10 protein-coding genes are annotated in these 12,784 nt (G+C 38.8%); 9 read left to right on the top strand and 1 reads right to left on the bottom strand.

Annotated elements, in window-relative coordinates; genetic code table 11:
- Positions 1-8: 8 nt before the first annotated feature.
- From KO493_RS09085 to KO493_RS09065, 5 genes are all read left to right on the top strand, one after another.
- Entirely contained in the window at positions 9-317 is a 309-nt protein-coding gene (locus KO493_RS09085; protein WP_216067640.1) for a 2Fe-2S iron-sulfur cluster-binding protein, read from the top strand.
- Position 318: 1 nt separating this feature from the next.
- Complete coding sequence (locus KO493_RS09080) at positions 319-1,578, top strand: NAD(P)/FAD-dependent oxidoreductase (protein WP_216067639.1); 1,260 nt, start codon at positions 319-321, stop codon at positions 1,576-1,578.
- 13 nt (positions 1,579-1,591) lie between these two features.
- Complete coding sequence (locus tag KO493_RS09075) at positions 1,592-2,707, top strand: Zn-dependent alcohol dehydrogenase (RefSeq protein ID WP_216067638.1); 1,116 nt, start codon at positions 1,592-1,594, stop codon at positions 2,705-2,707.
- Between the two features lie 20 nt (positions 2,708-2,727).
- Positions 2,728-3,540: an alpha/beta hydrolase gene (locus KO493_RS09070; protein WP_216067637.1), complete on the top strand. Its 813-nt coding sequence runs from the start codon at positions 2,728-2,730 to the stop codon at positions 3,538-3,540.
- 140 nt (positions 3,541-3,680) lie between these two features.
- Positions 3,681-5,525: a carbohydrate-binding protein gene (locus tag KO493_RS09065; protein ID WP_216067636.1), complete on the top strand. Its 1,845-nt coding sequence runs from the start codon at positions 3,681-3,683 to the stop codon at positions 5,523-5,525.
- A 55-nt stretch (positions 5,526-5,580) separates the two neighbouring features.
- On the opposite strand, the gene KO493_RS09060 is transcribed toward KO493_RS09065, so the two are convergent.
- Complete coding sequence (locus tag KO493_RS09060; protein ID WP_216067635.1) at positions 5,581-6,339, bottom strand: IclR family transcriptional regulator; 759 nt, start codon at positions 6,337-6,339, stop codon at positions 5,581-5,583.
- A 171-nt stretch (positions 6,340-6,510) separates the two neighbouring features.
- On the opposite strand from KO493_RS09060, the gene KO493_RS09055 reads away from it, so the two are divergent.
- The 4 genes from KO493_RS09055 to KO493_RS09040 all read left to right on the top strand — a co-directional run bounded on the left by KO493_RS09055 (position 6,511) and on the right by KO493_RS09040 (position 12,773).
- Entirely contained in the window at positions 6,511-9,003 is a 2,493-nt protein-coding gene (locus tag KO493_RS09055) for a glycoside hydrolase family 2 protein (protein WP_252723199.1), read from the top strand.
- 166 nt (positions 9,004-9,169) lie between these two features.
- On the top strand, positions 9,170-10,321 hold the full coding sequence (locus KO493_RS09050) for an ABC transporter substrate-binding protein (RefSeq protein WP_216067633.1): 1,152 nt from the start codon (positions 9,170-9,172) through the stop codon (positions 10,319-10,321).
- 158 nt (positions 10,322-10,479) lie between these two features.
- On the top strand, positions 10,480-11,631 hold the full coding sequence (locus KO493_RS09045; protein WP_216067632.1) for a CaiB/BaiF CoA transferase family protein: 1,152 nt from the start codon (positions 10,480-10,482) through the stop codon (positions 11,629-11,631).
- Positions 11,628-12,773, top strand: coding sequence for a CaiB/BaiF CoA transferase family protein (locus tag KO493_RS09040; protein ID WP_216067631.1), 1,146 nt, complete (start codon positions 11,628-11,630; stop codon positions 12,771-12,773). The genes KO493_RS09045 and KO493_RS09040 overlap by 4 nt, the downstream gene beginning before the upstream one ends.
- The last annotated feature ends 11 nt before the right edge of the window (positions 12,774-12,784 follow it).

The raw sequence follows: 12,784 nt of genomic DNA, 5'->3' as shown, positions 1-12,784 counted from the left end.
CAAAACCAATGAAAAAAATAACTTTTATAACAAGTGATAATCAAAGCATTGTAACCGAAGCAAATTCCGGCAATATTATGGAGTTAGCCGTAAAAAATAAAGTAAAAGGTATTGATGGCGATTGTGGAGGCGTTTGCTCTTGTGCAACGTGTCATGTCCATGTAGAACCATCATTTTGGAATGCCATAGGAGCACCCGATGAATTGGAAAACGACATGTTAGAGTTCGACGATCATGTGAGTGAATTTAGCCGACTATCTTGTCAGTTACAAGTCAGTGAAGTTCCTGATGGTTTAGTTTTAAAGGTGGCGAAATAAAATGACCCCAGCAAACAACAAACAAACCTGTGTAATCATTGGTGCCAGTCACGCGGGTATAAACTGTGCTTTTTCCTTACGGAAAGATGGCTGGGAAGGCAACATTATACTTTATGATGGGGATCCGGAGTTTCCGTATCATCGTCCGCCGCTGTCTAAAGCCTACCTCACTAGCGAACCCCATACACCACAGAGTTTATTATTTCCGAAGGAAAATTATATTGATGATGACATCACTTTAAAACTCGGACATCGTGTAAACGCGATCGACCGAAAAGAGCAAAACATCACTTTGGAAGATGGTACGACACAGGCATACGATAAACTGGTAATCGCAACCGGTGCACGACCGTTTATTCCTCCAATACAAGGCATTGAAACAGCAAAAAACTGTTTTGCCATGCGCACCGCTTTAGATGCGGTAAACATCAGAGAAGCTTTTAATCAAACTGCAAAAAAACGTGTGGTAGTCATTGGTGGTGGCTATATCGGACTAGAAACTGCAGCCTCATTAAAAAAACTAGGAGCACAAGTAACCGTAATTGAGCGAGAAAATCGTGTTTTGGCTCGGGTAACAACTCCTGAAATGTCTGCTTTTTTTACTGAATTACATCAAAAAAATGGTGTTCATATTCTCACTTCAAAAACTGTCATTACTGTAGAAAACAAAGGCGATTACAACGTAGTAACCTGTGATGACAATACAACTTTGGAAGCCGATATCATCGTGGTTGGCGTTGGTATTATAGTTAACACTGAATTGGCTCTCGAAGCTGGTTTAACCATAAAAAATGGCATTCAGGTCGATGCATCCATGAAAACCAACGACCCGAATATTTATGCCATTGGTGATTGTTCTTTTCATTATAATCCGCATTACAAAACAAATGTACGTTTAGAATCGGTGCAAAACGCCGTCGACCAAGCCAAAACAGCAGCCCAAGCCATTTGTGGCGATGCCAGTATTATTTACGACAGCATTCCTTGGTTTTGGTCCGACCAGTTTGATATCAAACTACAAATGGTAGGCCTTTCTACAGGATATACCGATATGGTTATCCGTAAGGAAGCCTCTGAAAACAGTTTTTCAGTTTGGTATTTTAAAGACCTAACTCTACTTGCAGTAGACGCTGTAAATTTTGCTAAAGCTTATATTCTAGGAACACGATTTATAAAATCGGGACAAATTCTCGATAAAACCAAAATTGAAGATGCCTCCACTCCTTTTAAGCCTAATAATTTTCTAAAAAACGAAAACTAACGAAACGAACCCTATGTCCATACTTTCTAAAAGTGCTATCGCCACTGGCGATGGAAAATTTATTATAGATACCGTAAAAATTTCAGAACCACAAGCTGACGAAATTATTGTAAAAATTAAGGCTGCAGGCTTATGTCATACCGATCACGATTCTTTAACCTGGGGAAAACCCATTGTTTTAGGTCATGAAGGTGCCGGAATTGTTGAACAAGTAGGTAGCGCCGTTACCGATTTCAAACCAAACGATCGCGTAATTTTAAACTGGGCAACGCCTTGTATGAAGTGTTTTCAGTGCCAGGAAGGGAACCAGCATATTTGCGAAAACAATTCACCTGTTACCGCTGGCGGAAATGGCTACACCCCTGGTCACGCGCATTTAGAAGGTACCCTTTGGAACGATGCGCCCATTGAACGCTCTTTCAACATTGGTACTATTGCCGAATATGCATTGGTAAAAGCTTCTGCCTGCGTGAAAATGGAAAGCGATATGCCTTTTACTTCGGCAAGTATTATCAGTTGTGGCGTGATGACGGGTTATGGTTCTGTGGTAAATTCCGCAAAACTACAAGCAGGGAGTTCCGCTGTAATTCTAGGAACAGGAGGTGTTGGTCTCAACGTTATTCAAGGGGCCAAAATATCGGGAGCTGCTAAAATTATCGCGATAGATATTAACCAAGAACGTTTGGAAATGGCCAAAAAATTTGGGGCAACAGACATTATTTTGGCCGACAAAAATGATGTTGGCTTAAAAAATGCTGCCGAAACCGTAAAACATTTAACCAACGGAAGAGGTGCCGATTATGCTTTTGAATGCACCGCGGTTCCTGCTCTAGGGGCAGCGCCATTGGCTATGATACGAAATGCTGGAACTGCAGTTCAAGTGAGTGGTATTGAAGAAGAAATTACCATAGACATGAATTTGTTTGAATGGGATAAAATTTACATCAATCCGCTTTACGGAAAATGCCGTCCGCAAATTGATTTTCCGAAATTAGTATCACTGTACGACAAAGGCGATTTGATGCTGGATGAAATGATAACCAGAACCTATCCTTTAGAAAATTTACAACAGGCTTTTGATGATATGCTGGCCGGAAAAAATGCTAAAGGCGTAATTGTTTTTGATTAATATTAACCAAACCGAACCCCATGGATTCCAAATTTAAAACCACTGAAATTTCCAACCCTGAATTTGAAAGTAATAACCTGAAGTTCATTACTGTAAAAACACCAAATTTAAAGGGGCGTGGAGACATTTGTGTGTTTGTCCCCCCGTTTAAGAATCTAAAAAACATTCCAATAGTTACTTTACTTCATGGGGTTTATGGTAGTGCTTGGATTTGGGCGCATAAAGCAGGTGTTCACTTTACGGCTTTAAAAATGATGGAAGCTGGATTGATAAAACCCATGGTTATCGCGATGCCTTCCGATGGCCTTTGGGGTGATGGCTCGGGCTATCTACCGCATCAAAATGCCAATTATGAATCTTGGATTGTAAACGATGTTTTTGATGCCGTTACCGAAAATATAGATTGTACCAGTAAAGCTTCTCCCCTTTTCATTTCAGGCTTATCCATGGGAGGCTATGGCGCTTTGAGATTGGGTGCAAAATATGCCGAAAAATACAGCGGAATTTCAGCACATTCTTCCATAACCAACAGCAATCAAATGCATTTATTTGTAGAGGAAGACGACTCCAATTATCAGCTAAATAATAGAAGCTTAGAAGATGTTTTCCAAGTGATCCTTCAGAATAAAAAAAAACTACCTCCCCTTCGGTTTGACTGCGGAAAAAATGATTTATTAATTGAATATAACCGTAGTCTACATCAAAATTTAGTATCTAAAAACATTCCGCATAGCTATGAAGAGTTTAATGGCGCTCATGAATGGCCTTATTGGCAAGAGCACGTGAAAGATTCGCTTTTATTTTTCAACAAATGTATTTCGAAACAAACCTAAAAACCGTATTGTTTTTAAGCAGTTACGGCATCATAACCCCTGATTTTACTGTCTTGTTTAGTTTTAGTCTAGTCTAGTTTTTTATTTGGTTCTCGTTTTTTTTCAACCTTTAAACTTTACCAATCTATTTAAATTTAACCATGACTAAATTAAACTATTTAACAAAACTATTATTTTTATTTGTGTTAAGCACACAAGCTCAAGACTGGTCGGGAATTCCGGTACCAGCAAACGCAGGATCAGGAAACATCTGGGAGCTCCAAGACAATGTTTCCGATGATTTCAATTACAACTTTAATGCTTCCTCTTGGTCGAATTTTGGCGACAATAACAAATGGTATAACTTTTACCACAATGGTTGGGATGGCCCTGGCTACACTTATTGGAAAAATGGAAACGTTACCGTTGATGGTAGCGATTTGGTAATTAACGTTGGGTATACAACCGAAAACAGTAAAGGTGGCAGCTACGGCGTTGCTTCTGGATGTGTTACTTCCAGCAATAAAGTGCAGTACCCTGTATATGTAGAATCGGCTATTAGTGTGGCCAATATTTCTTTGGCTTCCTGTTTTTGGCTGTTAAGTCCAGACGATACCGAAGAAATTGACATTATTGAAAACTATGGTGGTGTTGCCAATTGGAAACATTTAACACACATTAGCCATCACTCTTTTGTCCGTAGTCCTTTTACCGATTACCAACCAAGAGACAGGAATTCTTGGTATCCAGACAGTAGAGTGTCTACAAGTTACGGATGGGGAGACTGGTGTTACAATAATGGCGGAGATCGTCGTTATATGCGCATGGGCGTAAATTGGATTAGCCCTAAACACTTTGAATATTATATAGACGGCGAACTCGTTCGTGTTATGTACTACAACGCCATCGCTACAAATTATAATGGCACTTGGCAGTACACCTATTTCAATTCTATGAATTGGGATGTAAACGGTTATAAGTTACCGACAAACAATGGTTCTGGATATACCGATGTTACAGTACATACAACATCTAGTACGTATAATTTTGACACATTAAAAGCAACATCAAACGCGTCTAACGGCTATAATGTAATTGACCCTGCTTGGTTTCAAGGCGGTGATGATAATGATGAAGACGGAAATGGTGTTACTGTGGAAGCAAGAGGTTTTACCAAAGAAATGGACATTATCATCAACATGGAATCTCAAAGTTGGTTGACTGGTTCTACACCTACTCAAGCAGATTTAAACAACCCTGCAAAAAACCAAATGAAAGTAGACTGGGTACGTGTGTATAAACCAGTAAGCGACCCTGCATCAGGTGGTGGATCTGGAGGTTCTAACTCCCACTCTTTAATTATAGAAGCAGAAGATTTTCATAATACCGGAGGAACTTTTGATGATGGTTTTGTTCCTTTTGGAGTAAACAATAACACAACCACTATTAACTATGTAAACAAGGAAGATTACGCCGAATACAAATTAGATGTTACCACAGCAGAAGCTGGAGAATATGAAATTAATTACCAAATTTCTACTCCTGCAGATAACGCTGCTGTTTCTATATATTTAAACGGCGTATTAATTAGTGAAGATGCCGTACCTAATAACGGTGGATGGGACAGCTACCAAGAACTCACCGCAAGCACAACCATAACGCTCCCGGCTGGAACCCACGACATAAAGATCGTTGCTTCCGGATCAAACGATTGGCAATGGAATATGGACAAAATTGAGTTTGGATCTTTAAACTCTTTAAGTGCAGATCATGCAGAAATAAAACAAGTAAAAATATTTCCTAACCCTGCTAATAATGTAATACATATTCAAAGTGAGACAGCATTGACAAGGATTGAGATTTACAATATTTTAGGGGCTAAAGTTTTAGAACAACAGAACAACATGAAAACGGTTTCTATTGAACATTTAAAAAGTGGTAGTTATTTTATGAAATTAATTGCTCAAAACAGTAGTATCACTAAGCACATCATAGTGAAACATTAAAAAACTGAATATCCGTAAACACCTCAAAGGTGTTTACGGATATTCAAAAAAATAATTACTGTTCGCCAATGAGCGATTTTATCGCATTTGAAGCTTCGAATAATTTATCTACGAAATTAGCTCCAGATTTGTTTTTTTCATTGATAGAAGTTAACGATGAAATTGCTAAAGCGCAGTAAGTAACTAAATCTGGATTACCAACAGGAACCGCTATATCGGTCACTCCCATAGTGAGATCACTTTCGGAAATTTCATGACCAGTTTTTTTTATGGTTTCTAATTGCATCAAAAATAGCTTCTGATCCTTTTTGGATAAAGCAGAAAATTCAGCGTCACTCTTTAAAAGATGCTGGGTTTTATCCGAATCCAAAAAAGCTAACAACACCCGGCCAGAAGCCGTTTTTGTTAGAGGGAATAAACTTCCTTCTTCTATAGATAAAGAAACAGGACCAGGACTTCTCATTTGAGAAATCACCATGAGTTTACCATGGTAAATCATACTTAAATGACACGATTGGTTGGTCACATTGGCCAATTCTTCAATTACAGGTTTGGCCGATTTTAATAAACCATCAATAGGACTGTGCCTATGAGACAATTGATATAATTTTAAAGATAAAGCATATTTACCCGAGCTCAGACTTTTAATTAAATAACCTCTTTGCTCTAAACAAACCAGCATACGGTACAATTCGTTAGGCGACTTATTAAGTCCTTGTGCGATTTCCCCTTGGGATTGTGGAATTTTTATCTCAGATAAATATTCTAAAATATCCAATCCTTTATCTAAGGCCGGTGCTACATATTTGCTCATAGTATCTTTTTAATTGGTGGCTAAATTAAGATTCTTGAAGTAAAGATACTATTTTTAACAAATTAATTCAAATATAAATATTATATTTACCAATGAATAACAATTAAACTAACTATGAATACAAAACTCTTAAAAGTTATATGGTGCTGTTTATGCCTCTTCGGGAGCTCCATGATAACATTCGCCCAACCAAACACGACATTTTCTCACGACGAAAACAGTCAATCGGTTAGAGACTTTAGTGGTATGAAGTGGCGCTTTAAAATGATGCTTCCTGGCGAAGGCGTGAAACGTGGCTTACACAAACTCCCTTCAGAAGACATTGAAACATTAGTATGGAACAACGCACAAGTACCGGGCGACGTGTACACCGATTTATGGAAAGCCGGCGTAATTGAAGACCCGTATTTTGGAAGAAACAGCGTCAAAGCTCAATGGGTACAACAGTACGAATGGTGGTATGCTTATCAGTTTCAAGTCAAAGAAGGTGTAGAAAACCAATTGGTAGACCTCGTTTTTGAAGGCGTTGATTACAGCTGTGAAGTTTGGCTAAACGGCCATTATTTAGGTAAAAACGAAGGAGCCTTTTCAGGCTTCTCATTCAATGTTAATGAATTTTTACGTGTTAGTGGGCACGATTACCTTAAGGCTCAAAACATGCTAATTGTTAAGATTAACCCTGCTCCACAGGTCAATGCATTCGTGGCTGGTAAGAAAACACCATGGTTTGGTGATTACTGGCGTGATGTAGCCCCTATGGGCATCTGGCGTCCTGTAAAAATGGTACGCAGCGGCAAAGTGCGTTTTGATGATGTGTATGCCAACAATAAAATAAACGACGATGGTTCGGCAGACGTGAACTTAGAATTAACGGTTGAAAACAAATCGGGAGCAACCAAAAACATGGACTTTGTAGTGTCTTTAGAAGGTAAAAACTTCGAATCTAAAAAGATAAACATGAAGTTTTCTAAAAATGTTGCCCCTGGAAAACACCTTGTAAAACATACCATTCATTTAGATGAACCAAAATTATGGTGGCCTTGGGACTTAGGTGATCCTAATTTATACCAAATGAAAATCTCCTTAAAAGATGGTGATGTTAATCAAGATGTTAACGAAACTACTTTTGGTATTCGTGAAGTGACCTCTAAATGGAATCCTGGCTTTAAAAAAGATGTTGATGTGACCTTCCCGCGTTCAACTTATATCAACGGGAAATTTCACTTTATCCGTTCGGCGTGTTGGGGTGGCCCACCAGATATTTTCACAGGAAGAACGAGTAAAGAAGAATACTTTGAGCTGATTCGTTTAGCGAAAGAAATGAACATGAATAACATCCGAATTTTTGGATGGCACCCACCAGAAATCCCAGAATTCTATCAGTATGCTGATGAAATGGGAATGACCATCTGGCAAGATATGATTCCGTTAGGAACAGGAAATATTCCTATGGAAGAAGAAAACGTTTCAGCCATTTTTAATGAAGGTGTTAAAGTGATAAAAGAACGTCGTAACCACCCATCGCTTATCATGATGGAAGGTGGTGAAGAAATGATGTTCCGTACACGTGACCCTATTGCTGGTAGAGAATTCCTTGAGCGTTTAGGTGATTCTTTACAGGCTTATGCACCACTTCCTTATGTGCCTGATTCACCAATGACCGACCATGTGGCTCAAGAAGCTGGTTTTAAACCTAGAGAAGCGGTTCATGCCTTACGTTATTTCTACGATATGGGCGAATGGCTACACGAAGACTGGTACCAAACCAAAGCCGATGGCTACCCTATTGTTCCGGAGTTTGCTATTACCTCGGTGCCTTCCGTAGAAAGTTTAAAGAAATTTATTCCTGAAGAAGAACTATGGACACCAGGTTTAAGTTGGGGACACCACTGGGCCGATTTAACCCGTTTACGTATGCAGAACTGGGATGTATTTGGTAGTGAAATGAAAGGTTCGTTAGAAGAATTTGTGAACGCTACTCAAGATGCCCAAGGAATTATTTTCCAAAATGGTATTGAGCATTTCCGAAGAGATAAACCAAGTTTAAGCGCCATCGCTTTATGTCACTACATCACCTACTGGCCTGATATGAAATGGGGTATTGTTGATAATTACCAAAAACCTAAAAACTCCTACTATTTTGTTCAAAAAGCCTACCAACCTTTATTGGTCAACTTTGAATTCAAAAAGCGTAGATGGCATACCGATGAACCTTTTACAGGAAACATTTGGGTGGTTAACGATTTCTATGAAACTTATAAAAACTGTAAAATCAATTTTAAAATCTTAAATGATTCTAAAAAGGTTTTATTCAAGGAAAGCTACAAAGTTTCTGAAATTGAAGAAAATAGCGCCAAACAATTCTTCGCTATTAACGAAGATGTTTTAGGTAAAGTTGATGAAAAATTCTATGTAGAATTAGAGTTACTAGACAAAAAAGGCAATCAGATTTCGCATAACGACTACTTCTTTTTAATTGGTGATCAAGCTGAAGCCACAGCACATTTCCAAGCATGGAAAGAGAAACGCTTAGAGCAAGAAAATGCTGAAGGCCGTGGCGGATACGGTTCGTATTACTTCTTCTTTGATGAATTTACCGGACAGAACGGCAAAAAGTACGAAAGTGGTACCCAAACGCCTAGAGCTAGAGGATTTGAAGAATAAAAATGTATTAATTTAAAAACTATGAAACGGTCTCAAAAACAAACCTGTCGTCAACCTGAACTTGATTCAGGTTCTCACAACTACTAAAAATCAGTTTGATGAGATTCTGAAACAAGTTCAGAATGACGTATCGAAGCGTTTTTGAGACCGCTTCTATCATATAAACATGTCACAAAAAAATATTCAATTAAAAGGCATTACTTGGGATCACAGTCGCGGATTTACCTCTGCGGTGGCAACTGCTCAACGCTTCCACGAATTAAACCCACACGTAGAAATCACTTGGGAAAAACGTTCGCTACAGGCTTTTGCTGATGAACCGATTGACCAATTAGCTAAACGTTACGATTTATTAATTATAGACCACCCTTGGGCGGGTTTTGCAGCACGTACAGGTGTTATCATTCCTCTAAACGAGCACCTGCCTAAAGCTTTTTTAGACAACCAAGCGGCGAATTCAGTGGGAAAATCACACGAGAGCTACTGCTTTGACGGTTATCAAAGTGCTTTGGCTATTGATGCGGCTACGCCTGTTGCTGCATCTCGTCCAGATTTATTAGAAAAAATTGGAAGAGAAACACCAAAAACCTGGGAAGACGTGATGGATTTAGCCAAACAAGGTTTGGTTGCTATTCCTGGAATTCCGCAAGATACTTTAATGAGTTTTTATATGATTTGCTCTACTTTAGGTGAAGATGTGGCTTTAACAAAACAATATTTTGTTTCTGAAAAAATCGGGTTAAAATCTTTAGAAATTCTCGGTGAACTAGGAAAGTATATCGATCCATCATGCTACGACATGAACCCCATTAAAGTTTATGAAGCCATGACACGTACCGATAAGTTCGCCTACTCCCCTTTTGCTTACGGTTATACCAATTATTCAAAACGTGGTTATGCCAATCATATCTTGAAATTTCACGATACGGTAACTTTAGAGAGGCAACACTTAATCACAACTTTAGGTGGTACAGGCTTGGCCATTTCTTCGAGTTCAGAAAACAAAGACATGGCATTACAATATGCTGAATACGTCGCCTCTCCAGAAGTACAAAAAACCGTATTTTTTGATTATGGCGGACAACCAGGGCACCGAGAAGCTTGGTTAGACACCACAAATAATTTTGTGGCGCTAGATTACTTTAAGGACACCCTACCTACTTTAGACAGAGCTTTTTTAAGACCGCGTTATCACGGGCATATGTTTTTCCAAGATCGTGCTGGAGCACCAATTCGTGCCTTTATGAAAGATGGAGGTAATGCAAAACACGTTTTAGAAGGTTTAAATAGCTTATACATGGAATCTCTTCAAAAATAAACTAAATCGATGTAAGTATACCAGTTGCTACTGTGATTGTCATTCAGAAGGAAGTGAAGAATCTTTTAATTATCATAGAGGTTCGTCGTTTCCTTGGGGTGACATAAAATATTAAACACTATACAGTGAATCAGAAAAACAATAATAAAACACTATAAATGTTACCATTAGAAGGAATAACAGTTCTTGAATTTGCGCAGTTTATGGCAGGGCCTTCAGCAGGCTTAAAAATGGCCGATTTAGGGGCACGTGTCATCAAAATTGAACGCCCAGGAACTGGTGAAGCTGGCCGAGGCATTGCGCTTAAAAATATTTTTATTGACGAAAGCAGTATGGTTTTTCATACCGCCAATAGAAACAAACAATCGTATGCAGCGAACCTTAAAGACCCCAAAGATTTAGAGCGTATCAAAAAATTGATTGCTCAGGCCGATGTGATGACGCATAACTTCCGCCCTGGCGTTATGGAAAAAATTGGCTTAGACTATAACACCGTAGCGGCTATCAACCCGAAATTAATTTATGGCGTGGTATCCGGTTACGGCCCTGTAGGACCTTGGGCTAAAAAACCAGGACAAGATTTGTTAATTCAGTCCTTGTCAGGTTTTGTAAACCTCAGCGGAAATGAAGCAGACGAACCTACAGCTTCGGGCTTAGCAACATCTGATATTTTTACAGGTGTCCATTTGGTACAAGGCATTTTAGCCGCCCTTATCGAAAGAAACAAAACCGGCAAAGGCGCTAAAATTGAAGTCAGTTTATTAGAATCGACCTTAGATATTCAATTTGAAATGCTCACCGCCTTTTTAAATAATGGTAAACAATTACCTAAACGAGCAAAACAAGGAAATGCTCATGCTTACATTGATGCACCATACGGCGTTTACAAAACCAAGGACCGTTACATCTCAATAGCTTTAACGCCTTTAGACCAATTAGCCAAAGCCATTGGTGTTTCGTTACCAGCTGAATTTGTAGACCAAACAACTTGGTTTGACAAGCGTGATGACATCATGAATTTCTTAGCTGCTGAATTAGTCAAAGAAACCACAGCACATTGGTTATCGATTTTTGAGCCTATGGATTTTAGAGTTTCCGATGTTTATAATTACAAAGAATTTTTAGCTCACGAAGGCTATCAAGCCCTTCAAATGGACCAAGACGTCCTTACTTCTGATGGTATCACCATGAAAACGACACGTTGCCCGATTCGTATTGACGGCAAACGAATTTTTAATAAAAAATCGGCGCCAAAAGTAGGAGAAGATAATCGAAGTATTGATAATGAATTTAATCTAAACGCGTTATGAGTAAACCATTGGAAGGCATATTAGTTGTCGATTTTAGTCAGTATTTATCTGGTCCTTCAGCAAGTTTAAGATTGGCTGATTTAGGAGCCCGGGTTATAAAAATAGAAAAACCAGAAACGGGTGATTTGTGTCGAGACTTATATTTCTCAAATCTTGTTTTAGATGACGAATCGTCTATGTTTCATGCGATCAATAGAAATAAAGAAAGTTATGCTGCTGACTTGAAGAATGATGTTGAACGGCAAAAAGTTTATAAAATCATTGAAAAAGCAGATGTTTTAATTCATAATTTCAGACCTGGTGTTGCAAATCGGTTAGGTATTGATTATGATAAAATAAAAGCACTTAACCCCCAAATTATCTACGCTGAACTAACGGGCTATGGTAAAGAAGGGGTTTGGAAAGACAAACCAGGTTTAGACTTACTCATTCAATCGCTAACAGGCTTAACCACTTTAAACGGAAACGATGGTGCTGGCCCCGTCCCTATTGGATTGGCCGTTGTTGATATTTTATCAGGTGCGCATCTCGCACAAGGCATTTTGGCAAGTCTGTATCAAAAACAATCACAGCATGTTGGGGCTAAAGTAGAAGTGAGTATGCTAGAATCTGCTATTGAATATCAGTTTGAATCGATTACCTGTTTCTTTAGAGATGGTGGGCAGCCAACACTTAGACCTAAAAGTAATTCGGCACACGCTTATTTAGGCGCACCTTACGGGATTTATGCTACCAAAAATGGCGCGATTGCCTTGGCTATGGGGTCTATTCCATTTATTGGAGAATTAATTGGCTGTGAAGCTTTAAGTAATTACCCAGAACCAGAAAGTTGGTTTACTAAGCGTGATGAAATAAAAGGCATTTTAGCACAACACCTGAAAACAAAAAAGACTAAAGATTGGTTGGCGGTTTTAGAGCTTGCTGATATTTGGTGTGCCGAAGTCATGGATTGGAAAACATTGTTTGACCAAGAAGCCTTTAAAATCTTAGAAATGGTTCAAGAAGTAAATAGAACCAACGGCTATACATATAAAACCACCCGCTGCCCGATTCAAATTAATGGTGACTGGTTAACTTCAGAAATTGGCAGTCCTATTTTAGGAGAACACACCGAAGCGATTAACGAAGAATTGGTAAATTAAACAATACGCAC

The sequence above is a fragment of the Pseudotamlana agarivorans genome, from assembly GCF_018860245.1.
Classification (GTDB): Bacteria; Bacteroidota; Bacteroidia; order Flavobacteriales; family Flavobacteriaceae; genus Pseudotamlana; species Pseudotamlana agarivorans_A.
Note: the sequence above shows the minus strand (reverse complement) of the source record. Positions and strands in the feature narration are given on the sequence as shown.